The organism is Streptomyces sp. GL_140 (assembly GCF_057834465.1).
In genome coordinates, this window is the sequence record NZ_CM174404.1 from 2,282,196 (window position 1) to 2,298,701 (window position 16,506).

The 16,506-nt window shown below is 72.0% G+C and carries 13 protein-coding genes and 1 pseudogene; 2 read left to right on the top strand and 12 right to left on the bottom strand.

Features of this window, described 5'->3' with window-relative positions:
* Positions 1-15 precede the first annotated feature (15 nt).
* From AC3IYJ_RS10700 to AC3IYJ_RS10730, 7 genes are all read right to left on the bottom strand, one after another.
* A complete protein-coding gene (locus AC3IYJ_RS10700; protein ID WP_489401071.1) occupies positions 16-1,425 on the bottom strand; it encodes a lysine N(6)-hydroxylase/L-ornithine N(5)-oxygenase family protein in 1,410 nt (469 codons plus the stop codon).
* A complete protein-coding gene (locus tag AC3IYJ_RS10705; RefSeq protein WP_489401072.1) occupies positions 1,422-2,819 on the bottom strand; it encodes a pyridoxal phosphate-dependent decarboxylase family protein in 1,398 nt (465 codons plus the stop codon). The genes AC3IYJ_RS10700 and AC3IYJ_RS10705 overlap by 4 nt, the downstream gene beginning before the upstream one ends.
* A 198-nt stretch (positions 2,820-3,017) precedes the next feature.
* Positions 3,018-5,576 (bottom strand): aminopeptidase N, encoded by a 2,559-nt coding sequence (gene pepN, locus AC3IYJ_RS10710; RefSeq protein ID WP_489401073.1) that lies wholly within the window; start codon positions 5,574-5,576, stop codon positions 3,018-3,020.
* Positions 5,577-5,617: 41 nt separating this feature from the next.
* On the bottom strand, positions 5,618-5,929 hold the full coding sequence (locus AC3IYJ_RS10715; protein WP_489401074.1) for a chorismate mutase: 312 nt from the start codon (positions 5,927-5,929) through the stop codon (positions 5,618-5,620).
* Positions 5,930-6,091: 162 nt separating this feature from the next.
* Positions 6,092-7,285, bottom strand: a complete 1,194-nt coding sequence (locus tag AC3IYJ_RS10720; RefSeq protein ID WP_489401075.1) for a sensor histidine kinase — start codon at positions 7,283-7,285, stop codon at positions 6,092-6,094.
* Between the two features lie 319 nt (positions 7,286-7,604).
* On the bottom strand, positions 7,605-8,261 hold the full coding sequence (locus AC3IYJ_RS10725; RefSeq protein WP_489401076.1) for a response regulator: 657 nt from the start codon (positions 8,259-8,261) through the stop codon (positions 7,605-7,607).
* A gap of 286 nt (positions 8,262-8,547) precedes the next feature.
* Positions 8,548-9,342, bottom strand: a complete 795-nt coding sequence (locus AC3IYJ_RS10730) for a serine protease (protein WP_489401077.1) — start codon at positions 9,340-9,342, stop codon at positions 8,548-8,550.
* A 167-nt stretch (positions 9,343-9,509) separates the two neighbouring features.
* On the opposite strand from AC3IYJ_RS10730, the pseudogene AC3IYJ_RS10735 reads away from it, so the two are divergent.
* Together AC3IYJ_RS10735 and AC3IYJ_RS10740 are read left to right on the top strand one after the other, a co-directional pair.
* Positions 9,510-10,414, top strand: a pseudogene (locus AC3IYJ_RS10735) (hypothetical protein).
* A 181-nt stretch (positions 10,415-10,595) separates the two neighbouring features.
* Positions 10,596-11,258, top strand: coding sequence for an HAD family acid phosphatase (locus AC3IYJ_RS10740; RefSeq protein ID WP_489401078.1), 663 nt, complete (start codon positions 10,596-10,598; stop codon positions 11,256-11,258).
* Here the strand turns inward: AC3IYJ_RS10740 and AC3IYJ_RS10745 are convergent.
* Genes AC3IYJ_RS10745 through hsaA form a run of 5 tightly spaced genes read right to left on the bottom strand, consistent with a single transcriptional unit; the run spans position 11,255 to position 16,413 of the window.
* Positions 11,255-12,934, bottom strand: coding sequence for an FAD-dependent oxidoreductase (locus tag AC3IYJ_RS10745; protein WP_489401079.1), 1,680 nt, complete (start codon positions 12,932-12,934; stop codon positions 11,255-11,257). The two genes, AC3IYJ_RS10740 and AC3IYJ_RS10745, sit on opposite strands and share 4 nt — an antisense overlap.
* Positions 12,931-13,455, bottom strand: a complete 525-nt coding sequence (locus AC3IYJ_RS10750; RefSeq protein ID WP_489401080.1) for a flavin reductase family protein — start codon at positions 13,453-13,455, stop codon at positions 12,931-12,933. Before AC3IYJ_RS10750 ends, AC3IYJ_RS10745 begins: the two co-directional genes overlap by 4 nt.
* Complete coding sequence (locus AC3IYJ_RS10755; RefSeq protein WP_489401081.1) at positions 13,443-14,366, bottom strand: VOC family protein; 924 nt, start codon at positions 14,364-14,366, stop codon at positions 13,443-13,445. The genes AC3IYJ_RS10750 and AC3IYJ_RS10755 overlap by 13 nt, the downstream gene beginning before the upstream one ends.
* 20 nt (positions 14,367-14,386) lie before the next feature.
* The gene (gene hsaD / locus AC3IYJ_RS10760; RefSeq protein ID WP_489401082.1) at positions 14,387-15,247 is read right to left on the bottom strand and encodes a 4,5:9,10-diseco-3-hydroxy-5,9,17-trioxoandrosta-1(10),2-diene-4-oate hydrolase; all 861 of its coding nucleotides are present in this window, start codon (positions 15,245-15,247) and stop codon (positions 14,387-14,389) included.
* The gene (gene hsaA / locus AC3IYJ_RS10765) at positions 15,244-16,413 is read right to left on the bottom strand and encodes a 3-hydroxy-9,10-secoandrosta-1,3,5(10)-triene-9,17-dione monooxygenase oxygenase subunit (protein ID WP_489401083.1); all 1,170 of its coding nucleotides are present in this window, start codon (positions 16,411-16,413) and stop codon (positions 15,244-15,246) included. The genes hsaD and hsaA overlap by 4 nt, the downstream gene beginning before the upstream one ends.
* Between the last annotated feature and the right edge of the window lie 93 nt (positions 16,414-16,506).

Below are 16,506 nucleotides of genomic sequence, written 5' to 3' on the forward strand. Positions count from 1 at the left end.
TCTAAACGTTTCTTCTTATGGGTGCTCGACCAGTGGGAGCAGTTCCCCCGCGGGTTGCGGGCGGGAGTGTTCCCGCTGTTCGAGGCCGAAGGTGGTGAAGGCGGTGCGGGTGGGCTGCGGGTAGGGCTCCTTGCCCGTCAGGGTGTTCAGGATGGCGGCGCTGCGCCAGGCGGCGAGGCCGAGGTCGGGGGCTCCGACGCCGTGGGTGTGGCGTTCGCCGTTCTGGACGAAGACGCTGCCGGTGACGGTGGGGTCGAGGATCATCCGGTAGCGGTCGTCGATGCGGGGGCGCCCTGAGGAGTCCTTGCGCAGGTAGGGGTCGAGTCCTGCGAGGAGGCTCGTGAGGGGCCGTTCGCGGTAGCCGGTGGCGAGGACGACGGCGTCGGTGGTGAGGCGGGAGCGGGTGCCCTGGTCCACGTGTTCGAGGTGGAGTTCGACCTTGGTGGTGGCTACGCGGCCTGCGGTGCGGACGCTGACTCCGGGGGTGAGGACGGCGTCGGGCCAGCCTCCGTCGAGGGTGCGGCGGTAGAGCTCCTCGTGGATGGCGGCGATGGTGTCGGCGTCGATGCCCTTGTGGAGTTGCCACTGGGCGGGGACGAGGCGGTCCCGGACCGGTTCGGGCAGGTCGTGGAAGTAGCGGGTGTAGTCGGGGGTGAAGTGTTCCAGGCCGAGCTTGGAGTACTCCATGGGGGCGAAGGAGGGGGTGCGGGCGAGCCAGGTGAGGCGCTCGCGGCCGGCGGGGCGGGAGCGCAGGAGGTCGAGGAAGACTTCGGCTCCGGACTGGCCCGATCCGATGACGGTGACGTGTTCCGCGCCGAGGATGCGCCGGCGGTTGTCGAGGTACTCGGAGGAGTGGATCACCGGGACGGTGGGGGCTTCGGCGAGGGGGCGCAGTGCTTCGGGGACGTAGGGGGCGGTGCCGATGCCGAGGGCGAGGTTGCGGGTGTAGGTGCGGCCGAGGGCTTCGGCTTCTCCGTCGGCGTCGAGCTGGGTGAAGTCGACTTCGAAGAGGTCGCGTTCGGGGTTCCAGCGGACGGCGTCGACCTGGTGGCCGAAGTGGAGTCCGGGGAGGCGGCCTGCGACCCAGCGGCAGTAGGCGTCGTATTCGGCGCGCTGGATGTGGAAGCGCTCGGCGAAGTAGAAGGGGAAGAGCCGTTCCTTGTGCTTGAGGTAGCTGAGGAAGGACCAGGGGCTGGCGGGGTCGGCGAGGGTGACGAGGTCGGCGAGGAAGGGGACTTGGAGGGTGGCTCCGTCGATGAGGAGTCCGGGGTGCCAGCGGAAGTCGCGGCGCTGGTCGTAGAAGGCGGTGGCGAGTTCGCCGGCGCCTTGGTGGGGCAGGCCGTGGGCGAGGGCGGCGAGGGAGAGGTTGAAGGGGCCGATGCCGATTCCGACGAGGTCGTGGGGTGCATCGAGCTGGGCGGTCATCGGTGGGTTCTGCCTTCCAGGAGGTTCACGAGGGTGTCCAGGTCCCCTGTGGTGGTGTGGGGGTTGAGCAGGGTGGCCTTGAGCCACAGGCGGCCGTCGGCGGTGGCCCGGCCCAGGACGGCGGTGCCGTCGAGGAGGAGGGTGCGGCGCAGGGCGGCGAGGCGGGTGTCGTCGGCGTGGGTGGGCCGGAACAGGACGGTGCTGATGGTGGGCGCCGCGTGGAGTTCGAAGGCGGGGTGTGCTTCGAGGAGCCGGGCGAGGTGTTCGGCGAGTGCGCAGGTGCGGTCGATGAGGTGGGTGAGGCCGTCGCGGCCGAGGGAGCGCAGGGTGGCGGCGATCTTGAAGGCGTCTGCGCGGCGGGTGGTGCGCAGGGAGCGGCCGAGGAGGTCGGGCAGGCCGGCTTCGGTGTCGTCTTCGGCGTTGAGGTAGTCGGCCTGGTGGGCGAGGGGTGCGAGCAGGGTGGTGTCGGGGACGGTGAGGAGTCCGGCGGCGACGGGTTGCCAGCCGAGTTTGTGGAGGTCGAGGGTGATCGACCGGGCTCGGTGGAGGCCTGCGAGTTTGGGGCGGTGGCGGGGGCTGAGGGCGAGGAGGCCGCCGTATGCGGCGTCGATGTGGAGGTCAGCGCGGTGGTGGTCGCAGAGGTCGGCGAGGGGGCCGAGGGGGTCGATGAGGCCTGCGTCGGTGGTGCCCGCGGTGGCGGTGACGAGGACGGGGCCGGTGGTGCCGGCGAGGGCTTCGGCGAGGGTGGCGGGGTCGAGGGTTCCGCGGGGGGTGGCCAGGGCGCGGGCGGGGGGCAGGCCGAGGAGCCAGGCGGCTCGCGGGATGGAGTGGTGGGCGTTGGCGCCGTGCAGGACGGTGAGGCGGGGTCCGTGGCGTTCGCGGGCGAGGAGGACGGCCAGTTGGTTGGCTTCGGTGCCGCCGGTGGTGAGGACCGCGTCGGGGTGCGGGGTGTCGTAGAACTCGGCGGCGAGGGTGCGGGTGAGGAGCTCTTCGACGACGGAGGCGGCGGGGGCCTGGTCCCAGGAGTCGAGGGAGGGGTTGAGGGCGCTGGCGGCGAGGTCTGCGGCGGCCGCGACGGCGAGGGGCGGGCAGTGCAGGTGGGCGGCGCACAGGGGGTCGGCGGGGTCGGCGGCGCCCGCGGCGAGGGTGTGCACGAGGGTCCGCAGGGCTTCGTGGTCGCCGTGCCCGTGGTCGGGGAGGACTTCGCCCAGTGCGGCTCGTACCCGGGCGCCGACCGCGTCGGGTCCGCCTGCGGGGAGGGGTCCGCCGCGGGCGCGGGCTCCGGTGCGCAGGGCTTCGAGGACGGTGTCGAGGAGGGGTCGCAGGGCGTCGGCGCCATGGGCTCCGCCGGCGAGCGGGGCGGTGCCTCTGCCTGTGCCGGGGGGCGCTGTCATGCGGTTGTGTCCTCACGGGAAAGGATCGTCGAGGAGTGTCGCCCCGACGAGGGGGCCGGGCACCCGGGCGGTACAACGATCAGGCCCGAATGGGGTAACCGCCGGGCTTCGCGGGTGGTCGATTTCCAGCCGTCGCCGTCCTGGCGGCCGCCCGGCCGGGGTCCGTGCCCCGGCCGGGTGGGTCCCGGTGCGCGGGTGTCAGCCGCGGGTTTGGAGGGCTCGGGTGCGCAGGGCCCGGGTGAGGTCGTCCAAGTGGTCCACGAGCTTGCGGTGGAGGACGGGGGTGATGGCGGGGGCGGTCAGGCAGGCGTGGCCGGCCTGGAGGTTGGCTTCGGTGATTTCGTGGCCGGGGAAGGCCCAGCGGCCCGCGGCGTCTGCGATGGCGGGGCCTCGACGGGTGGCCAGGGCGACGGCCTCGGGGTAGACGCGGGGTACGTACTCCCTTACGAGATCGGCCTGTTCGGGCTGCCAGAAGCCCTGGGCGGTGGCGGTGAAGAGGTAGTTGGACAGGGTGTCGTCGTGGAAGAGCCGGTCCCAGGCGGCGGCCTTCGCCTCGGGTGTGGGCAGGGCGGCTCGGCAGCGGGCCGCGCCTTCCTGTCCGGTGGCGCTGGGGTCGGCGGCGAGGGCTTCGTCGATGTCCGGGCCGTCGACGGCGCCGAGTACGGACAGGCGGGCCAGGATGCGCCAGCGCAGTTCGGGGTCGAGTTCGGGGCCGCCGGGGACGGTGCCTTCGGCGAGCCAGGCGGCCACGGTGTCGGGCTGGGTCGCGCTGTCGATGAAGGCGCGGACGGCGACGAGCCGCAGGCCGGGGTCGGAGCCGTCCTCGGTGCGGCGCAGCAGGGCGCGGGTGAGGGAGGTGAGGGTGGCGAGGACTGCGGTGCGGTGTTCGGGGGCGAGGTAGCGGTCGGCGATCTGGGCGCGGGCGAAGCCGAGTACGTTCTGGACGATCTCCAGGTTCGTTTCCGCGGGTACGTGTGCTTCGGCGGTCGCCAGGTAGTCGGCGGCGCCCAGTTCGCCGTCGCGGACCATGTCGCGCAGGGAGTTCCAGACGACGGCGCGGGTGAGCGGGTCGGGGATGCGGGAGATCCCGCGCAGGGCGGCTTCCAGTGAGGTCTCGTCGAGGCGGACCTTGGCGTAGGTGAGGTCGCCGTCGTTGAGGACGAGGAGGGCGGGGCGCGGGCCGCTGACGGAGAGGACTTCCTCGGAGGGTACGTCGAGGGCGAGGATCTCGCGGGGTTCGAGGGCTCCGTCGGTGGCCCGGTCGTAGAGGCCGGCCGCGATGTGGTGGGTGCGGCTGCCGGTGCGGTCGACGGTGAGGGTCCAGCCGCCGCGGCTCTCCTCGATGCGCGGTGCGAGGGTGTCGACGCCGGTGGTGCGCAGCCAGGTCTCGGCCCAGGCGTGGACGTCGCGGTCGGTGTGGGCGGCGAGGGAGTCCACGAATTCGGCGAGGGAGGCGTTGGCGAACTTGTGGCGGGCGAAGTGGGTGTTGATGCCGGCCAGGAAGTCCTTTTCGCCGAGCCAGGCTACGAGTTGGCGCAGTGCGGAGGCTCCCTTGGCGTAGGAGATGCCGTCGAAGTTGAGGAGGGCGGAGGCGGTGTCGGGGACGGAGGCCGCGTCCGGGGCGACGGGGTGGGTAGAGGGGCGCTGGTCGGCGTCGTAGCCCCAGGGCTTGCGTTCCATGCCGAATCCGGTCCAGGGCTCGCTGAAGCGGGTGGCTTCGACGAGGGTCTGGTAGCCCATGTATTCGGCGAAGGACTCGTTGAGCCAGATGTCGTCCCACCAGCTGAGGGTGACGAGGTCGCCGAACCACATGTGGGCCATCTCGTGGGCGATGGTCACGGCGCGCCGCTGGCGTTCGTTGTCGGTGACGGCGGAGCGGAAGACGTATTCGTCGCGGAATGTGACCAGGCCCGGGTTCTCCATGGCGCCGGCGTTGAACTCCGGTACGAAGGCCTGGTCGTAGGAGTCGAAGGGGTAGGGCTCGGTGAACTTCTCGTGGAAGCGGTCGTAGCAGTCGGTGGTGATGGAGAGGATCTCCTGAGCGTCCGCGTCGAGGTAGGGGGCGAGGGAGCGGCGGCAGTGGAGGCCGAAGGGGATTCCCGCGTGCTCGGTGCGGATGCTGTGCCAGGGGCCTGCGGCTACGGCGGCGAGGTAGGTGGAGATGACGGGGGTGGGGGCGGACTTCCAGATGCCCGCGCGGTCGCCTGATCCGTCGCCCGCGCCCGTGCCGTCGGCGCCGTCGCTCTCATCCTCGTGGTCGCCGACGCGCGTGGTGATGCCGTTGGCGAGGACCGTCCACTGTGCGGGGGCGGTGACGGTGAACTCGAAGACGGCCTTCAAGTCGGGCTGGTCGAAGGCCGGAAAGACCCGCTGGACGTCGTCCAGGAACATCTGGGTGTAGACGTACGTCTCCCCGTCCGCGGGGTCGGTGAAGCGGTGGAGGCCTTCGCCGGTGCGGGAGTAGCGCATCCGGGCTTCGAGGCGTAGCTCGTGGGGGCCTTCCGTGAGGCCGGTGAGCGGGAGGCGGCCGTCGGCGAGGGCGGCGGGGTCCAGGCGATGCCCGTCGAGCTCCACGGAATGCAGTTCGTCCGGTTTCAGCTCGACGAAGGTGTCTCCGGCGGTGCGGGCGTCGAACCGGATGACGGTGCGGGACTCGAAGGTCTCGTCGCCGGTGGTCAGGTCGAGGGCGACCTCGTAGTGGCGGACGTCGAGGAGCTGGGCTCGGAGCTGCGCTTCATTGCGCGTCAATGCGGACATGGGGCCCATGCTGCCGGATAACGGCGCCGGGCCCCAGGAAACTACTCTTCGCCCGCAGCGATCGTCTCGTGGTGGCGGATGACCTCGGCGATGATGAAGTTGAGGAGCTTCTCGGCGAAGGCGGGGTCGAGTTTGGCGTTCTCGGCGAGCTGGCGCAGCCGGGCGATCTGGCTGGCCTCGCGACCCGGGTCGGCCGGGGGCAGCTGGTGGCGGGCCTTGAGGTGGCCGACCTGCTGGGTGCACTTGAAGCGCTCGGCGAGCATGTGCACCACGGCCGCGTCGATGTTGTCGATGCTGTCCCTCAGGCGGGCCAGCTCTGCGGTGACGGACTCGTCGATGTCGCTGGTGTTCATGGTTCCCGAGAATACGTGGCGGACGCGCGCGGTTCCTCGGCCAGTCGGTCAGTGAGACGGCAGGGGGTACGAACCCACGTGGATCACCCGAGACCGACCCTGGCCTGGCCGCCGGGGGCGGCGGGCGCGGGGCGTGCGATCCGGGGGGCGGGGGACTGGAGCCTAGAGCGGTAGGACCGCCGTGACGAGCCAGCCGCCTTCGGGGGCCGGGCCGGCGGTGAGGGAGCCGCCGAGGGCCTCGGCCCGTTCGGCCATGCCGACGAGGCCGTAGCCGCCGCCCCGGGCGTTCTCGGAGAGTCTGAGGGGGCGGCCGCCGTCGTCGGCGATGCGGACTTCCAGGCCGGCCGGGACGGTGCGCAGGCCGATCCGGACGGCGGTGGCCGTCGCGGCGTGCTTGCCGATGTTGGTGAGGGCTTCGAGGACGATGCGGTGGGCGGTGGCGGCGACGTCGGCGGGGAGCCTGGTCTCCAGCCCGTCCTCGATGTAGAGGGCCAGGGGCGGGCCGGTGACCGCGAACCGTTCCACCAGCTCTCGGATCTCGCGGAGGCCCGCGACGGGGGCGGTGCCGGGGGTCGCGGCCGCGCCGGGGCCGGTGCCCGGGCCCGGGCCCGTGGCGGTGTCCTCGGCGCCTTCGCGGAGGATCTTGACGAGGCGGCGCATGGAGCCGAGGGCCTCGTCGCCGGCGGCCTCGATGCGGCCGAAGATCTCGCCGGCGCGTTCGGCGGAGACGTTGGTGAACCTGGCGGCCCGTGCCTCGACGACGATGCCGGTCACGTGGTGGGCGACCAGGTCGTGGAGCTCGCGCGCCAGTTCCAGGCGCTCCGCGCTGCGTACGGCGCGCAGCTCGCGGACGCGTTGGACGGACTGCAGGCGCAGGAGCAGGGAGTAGGCGGTGACGACGACGGCGAGCACGGAGAAGAGCAGCGTGAACCGGCCCGGGTCGGTGTCCCGGACGGGTACCGCCATGCAGCCGAGGCCGAGTACGGGACCGAGTACGGCGGCGGTGCGGGCGGGGGCGCGGAGCAGGATCTGGCTGAGGAGGACGAGGAGCGCGATGGCTTCGCCGCCGCCCCAGACCACGATGGGGTGGTTGCCGAAGATCAGCAGGAGCGTGACGGTCCAGGTGACGGCGGCGGCGAACCAGGAGCGCGCGATGAGTGGCATGCCGGGCCAGGGCGCGGCGCTGAGGCAGACGAGGATGCCGGACACCCAGACGGCGGCGTGGGGGGCGCTGGGCTGTCGGGCGAGGACGACGCCTTCGAAGCTGACGAGGGCGAGGAGGGTGACGGAGAGGATGATGCGGATCCAGTCCGCGATGTAGGGGTGGCGGCGGGCCCATGGACTCAGGGGGCTCACGGGTTCGCCCCGGCTTCGCGGGTGGCTCCGCCGGTCGTGTGGGTGCGGGGGCGGATGCGGGTGCCGATGCCGATGCGCGGGGTGGTGGGGGCCGGGCCCGTGGGGGCGGGCGTCGTCGGAGACGCTGCGCGCCGGCTTCCTGGGGCGCCGCCCCAGACCCCGCGCCTCAAACTCCCCCAGACTCCGTCCGGGGGGACCCCCTGGCGGGGCTGGAATTGCCCAGCAGGGCGGGTCCACCCCGCGGGTCGGATGTGCCCCGCAGGGCGGATGTGCCAAGCGGGTCGGATGTGCCCCGCAGGGTGGCCGCGGTGCCGGGGTGTCACGCCGGGGTGCCTGCCAGGCCGCTTTCCCAGGCCCAGGCGGCGATTTCCACGCGGTTGCGGGCGTTGATTTTGGTCTGGACGTTGGCCAGGTGGGTCTTGACCGTGGAGAGGGAGACGTAGAGCTCGGCTGCGATCTCCGCGTTGGTCAGGCCGCGCGCGAGGCAGCGTACGACTTCGCGTTCGCGGTCGGTCAGGGGCTCCGCCGGGCGGCGGGCGGCCACGGAGGCGGGGGTGCGCAGGGCCATTTCGCGCAGCAGGCGCACGGTGATGGCGGGCGAGACGAGGGAGTCTCCGACGGCTGCGGCCCGGACCGCTTCAACCAGCATGGCCGGGCTCGCGTCCTTGAGGAGGAAGCCGGACGCTCCGCCGTGGAGCGCCGCGTGGACGTACTCGTCGAGGTCGAAGGTGGTGACGATGACGATGCGGGGGCGGTCGCTGCCGGAGAGGCGTCGGGTGACTTCGAGCCCGTCGAGGCGCGGCATGCGGATGTCGAGGAGGAGTACGTCGGGGCGGTGCAGGGCGACGGCCGCGAGGGCGGCTTCGCCGTCGACGACGTCGGCGACCACTTCGATGTCGGGCTGGCTTTCGAGGATCATCCGGAAGCCGGTCCTGACCATCTCCTGGTCGTCCGCGATGATCACTCTGATCGTCATGCGCCGCCTGCCCCACTGTCGCCCGCTGACTGTGTCTGCCCACCTGGTGGGTTCTCCCCAGGGGTCTTCCCATGGGAACCGCGGGCGCTCGGGCCCGCAACCGCACGGCGGAGCGCCGGCAGGGGTCCGCGGGGCCGGGGCAGCGGTGTCCCAGCCTCGCGGTATCAGGGACGACCTTACGTACATTTGGTACATCGCGCCTCGTCCTTCCGGCCCCGTGGGCGGGGGCCGGAAGGACGAGGAGGGGGGCGAGGAGAAGGGTGACGAGAGGGGCGGGAGGGGACGGTCAGAGCGTCGCGGCGGCGTTCTTGATGGCCGTGGCGAAGGTGGAGACCTCGGTGTAGACGCCGGGGTAGTCGGGCCGTGCGCAGCCCTCGCCCCAGCTGACTATGCCGACCTGGATCCAGGCGTTCGCGCTGTCCCGGCGGAACATGGGGCCGCCCGAGTCGCCCTGGCAGGTGTCCACGCCGCCCTGGGTGAAGCCGGCGCAGATTTCTTCGGCGGGGACGAGGGAGCTGCCGTAGGAGGCCTGGCAGGAGGCGTCGGAGACGAAGGGGACGGTGGCCTTCATCAGATAGCGCTGCTGGCCGCCGCCTTCGCGGGTGGCGCCCCAGCCGGCGACGGTGAAGGTGCCGTTGTCGTAGGCCTTGGTGTCGGCGATCTTGAGGGTCGGCAGGTCGATGGGCTTGGCGAGCTTGATGAGGGCCCAGTCCTTGCCGGTGCCGTTGTAGCCGGGGGCCTGGAGCACCTTGGTGGACTTGACCTTGATGGCGCTGGAGCTGTTGAGGTCGACGGTTCCGGCGGTGGCGGTGATCGAGGTGTTGTTCCCGGAGCCGTCCACGCAGTGGGCGGCGGTGAGGACGATCTGCTGGGTGTAGAGGGCGCCGCCGCAGCCCATGGAGAGGCGGACCATGAAGGGGAACTCGCCCTGGGCGGCGCGCGTCCCGCCGACGACGGGGGCGGTGGAGGCGGTGGCGGATCCGGGCTGGAGGCTGACGGCCGCGAGGGCGACGGCTCCTACGGCGAGGGTGCGCTTGAGGAACCGGAGCGAGGTGCGGGCAAGGGTGGACACAGTCGGCACGCTGCCTTTCGTGGGGGGTCGGGCCTTGCGTGTCATCGGGTGCACGACGAACGTCTGCGGGGCGGGTGCCCGTACGACGAGCGTCCGCATGACGGGTCCATGACACATCGCACAGACGGTCGAGTTCAAGAACGTGTTTTCGGACAATCTGCGGCGCAGGGGGCCCCATGACGCAGAAGAGCAGGCACAGCAGCCCGGTTCAGCACGGATTTCCACATCTGGATACGGTCCGCCACTCCGTCACCGCGCTGTTCCGGCGGCTCTCGGGCGACGGGGTCCGCTCCTACGACACCCCCTTCGCACCCGCCGACGCCGCCTTCGGCCCCGCCGACGACCTGCACCTCGGGGCCCACCGGGTGGCTTCCGCGATGGTCCGGGCACTGCGGCTGCCCGACGCACGCATGGTGGTGAGCTTCCGCGCGATGCAGGAGGCGGCCACCGTGGAACTGACGGCCGGTCCGGAGTACTTCGTCGAGGTCAACGACCGGTTCCGGGTCCATCGCCGCGATCTGGCGGCGGCCCTCGCCCACGAGGCCGCCCACGTCCTGCTGCACCGCCTCGACCTGCGGTTCCCCACCACCGAGGCCAACGAGATCCTCACGGACACCGCCGCCGCCCTCCTCGGACCCGGCTGGCTGCTCCTCGACGCCTACCGCGAGGACGAGCTCACCCACCAGAAGCTCGGCTACCTCACGCCGGAGGAGTTCGGCTACGTCCTCGCCAAGCGCGCCCGGCTGCTGGGCGGCGAGGACCTCTCCACGTGGTTCACCAGCCCGCAGGCCTACGAGGCGTACGTACGCGGTCGCGCCCAGTGCGACCGGGACCTGCGCCGGGCCCCCCTGGCGACGGCGGGCCGCCCGGAGCGGCGGCGCTACGCCCGGGACCGCGCGGCGGGGGCGGGGCCGGCGCTCCGGGGCACGGGGCGGCGTACCGCTTCGAGGAGCACGGGGGCGGGCTGCGGGTGAGCTTCCCGTGCCCGGTGTGCGAGCAGCGGCTGCGGCTGCCCGCCGGCGGCGGGCCGGTCCGGGCCCGCTGCAGGCTGTGCCACACGGTGCTGGAGTGCGACACCTAGTGCCGCGTCGGGCAACGGCCCGGCGTGATGCCACCGCCGCACTGACGCGACACCGGCGCCGTCCGTGACGGAGGTTCACCGGCCGTCCACGAAAAGTTACTTACCGGCCAGTAGACACGGGGGCGGCCGCTGCTCAAATCTGGTCACGTACATGCCAATGAGTGACCGAGGAGCGTCCCCCATGCGCAGCCCCCGTAAAACCGCCGCCGCCGTGGCCGCCGCAGCGGCCGTACTGGCCCTGGTTCCGGCCGCCGCCGCCCAGGCGGCCCCCGCCGCCGCCCCCGCGAAGGCGGTCGCCCCGGTCGCCACCGCGTCCGCGCCCGGCGGCAACGCGGTGTTCCTCGGCCTCGACTACGCCACCTGGCAGCGCGACGTCGCCGCCGTCGTCGACGCGGCCCGGCCCGGGATCGAGCAGCGCATCGCCGCCGCGCCCGCCGGTGAGAAGCCCGCGATCGTCCTCGACATCGACAACTCCTCGCTGGAGACGGACTTCCACTGGTTCTGGACGTCCCCGACACCCGCGATCGCCAAGGTCCGTGACCTGACCCGGTACGCGAACGACCGCGGGGTCGCCATCTTCTTCGTCACCGCCCGCCCGGGGATCGTGTACTCCCTCACCGAGCGCAACCTCAAGGCGGTCGGCTACCCCGTCTCGGGCCTCTACGTCCGCGATCTGCCCGCCCTGTTCAGCGAGGTCAGCGCGTACAAGACGGCCAAGCGGGCCGAGATCGAGGCGCGCGGCTACACGATCATCGCCAACATCGGCAACAACCAGAGCGACCTGGTCGGCGGCCACGCCGAGCGCACCGTCAAGCTGCCGGACTACGACGGCAAGCTCTCCTAGGCGCTGTCGCCGTCGCTGTCGCCGTCCAGCCGGGCGGCGATCGCGTTGACCGCCGCCCAGCTGAAGGCCATCGCGGGGCCGATCGTGGCGCCCGGCCCGGGGTAGGTCTCGCCCATCACCGCCGCCGAGCAGTTGCCCGAGGCGTAGAGGCCGGGGATCGGCGTGGAGTCCTCGCGGAGCACCCGGCCGTCGGTGTCGGTGACCAGTCCGCCCTTGGTGCCGATGTCCCCCGGGTGCACGGGGACCGCGTAGAAGGGGCCCTTCTCGATCGGTGCCAGGTTGGGGTTGGGGAGCGTCGGGTCGCCGTAGTAGCGGTCGTAGACGCTCTCGCCCCGTCCGAAGTCCGCGTCCACGCCCTCTTCGGCGAAGGCGTTGAAGCGGCTGATCGCGGCGGGCAGGCCGGGGGCGGCGGTCTGCCGGGCCAGCTCCTCCAGGGTGTCGGCCTTCTTCAGGAAGCCGCTCTCCAGCCACTTCTTGGGGAAGGGCTGTCCGGGGAAGAGCCCGGCGAAGATGTACCGGGCCTTGGAGCGGGCGTCGAGGATCAGCCAGGACGGCACGGTCGTGGCCTCCGGGCGGTCGGCGGCGTACATCCGGTCGACGAACGCGTGGTACGGCAGGGCCTCGTTGGCGTAGCGCTCCCCCGCTTCGTTGACTATGACCATGCCCGGGATGCCGCGGTCGGCGACGAGGAAGAACGGCTTCTCCCCCGGCGGGCACACCGACGGCGCGCCCCACACCTTGTCCAGCAGGTCGGTGGCGGCGCCCAGTTCCTCACCGAGCCTGAGGGCGTCGCCGCTCTGGCCCTCGGAGGCGTGCGTCCAGGCCGTGGAGGTGGGCGCGGGCAGGTGCTTCTCGCGCAGGGCCTGGTCGTGCGAGAACCCTCCGGAGGCGAGCACCACCCCGCCCCGCGCCGCTACGGTCACTTCGCGGCCGCCGCGCAGGACCCGTACGCCCGTCACCCGTCCGGCCGGGTCCGTGACCAGGCCGGTCAGGGGCGCCGACAGCCACAACTCGCCGCCGAGCCGGTCCAGTGAGAGGCGCATACGGGCGACGAGCGCCTCTCCGAGGGAGAGCAGCTTGCGGCCGGTGGCAAGCGCCCTCAGCGCGCGCAGGCCGACCTTGACGGAGGTCTTCTTTCCCGCCCAGGTCCGGCTGACCATGTTCAGGAAGCGGAAGTCGTACGAGGTCATGGTCAGCCCGTAGGTGGGCAGTCCGGCCCGTCGCATGGTGGCGCCCAGTTCGCCGAGCCGTTTGAAGTCGACGATGCACGGCTCGATGGAGCGGCCCTGTGCCATGCCGCCCTGGGCCTCGGGGAAGTAGTCCGAGTAGCCGGGGGTGTACATGAAGCGGATCTCGGTGCGGTCGTGGAACTCCTTGACCATGCGCGGCCCGTGGGAGAGGTACGCGTCCTTGCGGGCGGCCGGGATCCGGTCGCCGACGGTGGCGTCGAGGTAGGCGCGGGCCTTGGCGTAGGTGTCGGCGAGGCCGGCCCGGTCGAGGTGGAAGTTGCCGGGGACCCAGATCGCGCCGCCGGACAGGGCGGTGGAGCCGCCGTACCTGTCGGTCTTCTCGACGACGAGGACGCTCAGTCCGCGCAGCCGGGCGGTGACGGCGGCGGCGAGTCCGGCGGCGCCGGACCCGACGACGACCACGTCGTAGGCGTGCTCAGTTGTCATCCGAAGGCTCCCGTGGCGTAGGCGCTGCGGTAGTACAGCAGGGGTGAGCCGCCGTCGCGGGCGGTCAGTTCGAGGACCCGGGCGGTGACGAGGTAGTGGTCGCCGGCCTCGTGGACCTCTTCCAGGGCGCAGTCGACGGTGGCGAGGGCGCCGGTGATGCGGACGGCTCCGTGGGCGGAGAGCTCCCAGTCGACTCCGGCGAACTTCTCCTCTCCGCGTCTGCCGAGGGCCTCGCACACGGCGCGCTGTTCCTCGGCGAGGATGCTGACCCCGAACCGGCCGGCCGCCCGGACCCTGGGCCAGCTGGAGGAGCCCTTGCCGACGCAGAGCAGGACCAGCGGCGGGTCCAGGGAGAGGGAGGCGAAGGACTGGCAGGCCAGCCCCGCCGGGCGGCCGTCTGCGTCGACGGCCGCGACGACGGTGATGCCGGAGGCGAAGGCGCCGAGCACGTCGCGGAAGGCGGTGGGGTCCACGGGGCGGGAGCGGGCGTCCTGCTCGGCGGGGGTGGTCAGCCGTTCCACTGGTGGCCCCAGAAGCTGTCCGAGGTGATCTCCTTCGCGGTCCAGGTGGCGGGGTCGACGACCAGGCCGTCCCAGCCGTACTCGACCTGGAAGCCGCCGGGGGCCTGGGCGTAGAAGGAGACCATGTGGTCGTTGGAGTGGCGGCCGAGGGTGGAGGCGATGGGGATGCCGGCCTTGTTCATGCGGTCGAGGCAGTAGCCGACGTCGTCGAGGGTCTCCAGTTCGACCATGAAGTGGACGATGCCGGGCGGCAGTGCGCCGGGGTAGAGGCCGAGGCTGTGGTGGCGGCGGTTGGGGCTGAGGAAGTGCATCCAGTGGAAGTCGCGGCCGGGCTTGCCGGTGGGGACGGCGACGGGCGGCAGCTTCATCGAGTCGCGGAGCTGGAAGCCGAGGAGGTTCTCGTAGAAGTCGAGGGTGACCTCGGTGTCGGCGGCGGGCAGGACGACGTGGCCGAGGCCGAGGTTTCCGTGGGCTCCGTGGGGTCCTCCGGGTCGGCCGGTGACGAAGCGGTTGCCGTACGGGGTCCCGAGCGGGCTGTGGTCCTGGGCCTGGCCCCAGTAGATCTCCAGGGGGTTGCCGCTGGGGTCCTCGCAGTGGATCAGGCCCTGGACGCGGCGGTCGGCGAGGGTGGCTTCGTCGCCCTGCTTGACGGTGTGGCCGGCGCTCTCCAGTTCGGCGGCGGCGTCCTCCAGGGCGCGGGCGTTCGCCACTTCGAAGCCGGCGGCGAGCAGCCGGTCCTGGGTGCCGGCGACGAACTGGAAGCGGTGGATGCGGTCGTCGATGCGGACGTTCAGCAGGGTGTCCGTGGAGCCCTCGGCTTCGACCATGCCCAGGATGTCGAGGACGTAGGTGCGCCAGGCGGTGAGGTCGGCGGTCTCGATGCGGAGGTATCCGAGTGCGCGGATGTCCATGGGGGAACTCCTCGGTGCGTTCAGTGGAGGAAGAAGTCGGTGGCGAGGCGGTTGAACTCGTCGGCTGCCTCGGTCTGCGCCCAGTGCCCGCAGTGCGGGAAGACGTGCAGGCGGGCGTCGGGGATGGTCTTCAGGGCGAGGAAGGCCCCGTCGACGGGGTTGACGCGGTCCTCGCGGCCCCAGGTCAGCAGCACCGGGCGGCTGATGCGGTGGGCTTCGCGCCAGAGCATGGTGTCCTGGGGCCACTTGGCGAAGGAGGCGCCCATGCGGGCGTTCCCGAGCCTGGCTTCGGGGTCGGTGGCCTGGGCCCAGCGCTCCTCGACGAGGGCGTCGGTGACGATCGCCGGGTCGTGGGCGAGGGTGGTGAGGAAGGTCCGCATCTGCTCGCGGGTGGGCTCGGGGGCGAGGCTGAACTCGAAGAGCCGCTTGATGCCTTCGGTGGGGTCGGCGGAGAAGAGGTTGAGCGAGATGCCGCCGGGGCCCATGAGCAGGAGCTTGTCGACGCGGCCGGGGTGGTCGAGGACCAGGCGGGTGGCGGTGCCGCCGCCGAGGGAGTTGCCGATGAGGTTCGCCCGCTCGATGCCGAGTTCGTCCATGAGGGCGATGACGGCGCCCGCGCTGAAGCTGAAGTAGTCGCGGTCGGGTTCGGGTTTGTCGGAGCGGCCGTAGCAGGGCTGGTCGACGAGCAGGGTGCGGAACCGCTCGGCGAAGTGGGGCAGGTTGCCGCCGAAGTTGGACCAGCCGGAGGCTCCGGGGCCACCGCCGTGCAGCATGATCACGACGGGTCCGTCGGCGGGGCCGGCCTCGTGGTAGTGCAGGGTCAGGGCGCCGGCCCGGGCGGTGCGGGAGGTGTTCTCGTAGGAGAGGGCTCGCTCGCTCACAGCATCGTGTCCTGGATGTCGAGGCCGAGGGCGCCCTGTCCGAAGAGGACCAGGGCCCGCTCGGGGTCGTTGGCGGCGTGACCGCGGCCGGTGTGGACGTCGCGCCAGGCGCGTTGGACGGGGTTGGCGCCGGTGCGCATGGCGCTGCCGCCCGCGTTCTCCATCAGGAGGTCGACGGCGGCGACGCTGCGTTCGGTGGCGAGGACCTGGTCGCGGCGGGCGCGGGTGCGCAGCGGCATGGGGAGTTCCTCACCGCGTTCGGCCAGCGCGTAGAGCTCGCCGATGTTGCGCTGGAGCTGGAGCCAGGAGGCGTCGATGTCGCTGGCGGCGCGGGCGATGCGGACCTGGGCGAAGGGGTCTTCGGCGACCTGCTGACCGTAGGAGATGCGGAAGCGTTCGCGGGTCGCGGCGACGTAGTCCTCGTAGGCGCCTTCGGCGATGCCGACGATGGGGGTGGAGATGGTGGTGGTGAAGACGGAGGCGTAGGGGAGCCGGTAGAGCGGCTCGGGGTTGACCTGGTGGCCGGGGACCTGCAGGGCTGTGACGGGCCCGAAGCTCAGCGCGCGGTGGTCGGGGACGAAGACGTCCTCGACGAGGATGTCGTTGGAGCCGGAGCCGCGCAGGCCGACGGTGTCCCAGACCTCGTCGATGCGGTACTGGGTGCGGGGGATCAGGAAGGTCCGCATGTCCACGGGCCGGCCTTCGGCGTCGGTGACCAGTCCGCCGAGCAGGGCCCAGTCGGCGTGGTCGCAGCCTGAGGAGAAGTGCCAGCGGCCGCTGACGGTGAATCCTCCGTCCACGGCGGTGACCTTGCCGGTGGGGGCGTAGGAGGAGCAGATCCGGGTGTCGCGGTCCTGGCCCCAGACCTCTTCTTGAGCGCGGGGGTCGTAGAGGGCCACGTGCCAGGGGTGGACGCCGACGACGGAGGCGACCCAGCCGGTGGAGCCGCAGGCCTTGGCGATCTCCTTCACGGCGGCGTAGAAGAGTGCCGGGTTGGCGGCGTGGCCGCCGTAGGCCTTGGGCTGGAGCAGGCGGAAGAAGCCGGTGGCGGCCAGTTCCTTGATGCTCGCCTCGGGGACCTTGCGCTGCGCCTCGGCCTCGGCGCTGCGTTCGCGGAGGGTGGGGGCGAGTGCGCGGACTGCTGCGAGGACCTCTTCGTCGCTCATGGTGTCCCCTTCTCGGATCGTCTCGGATCAAGGATCTTCGGGTGTTCGGGATCGATGGCGAGGAACGTACGCCGGGTGGTCCGGGCGCGGAAC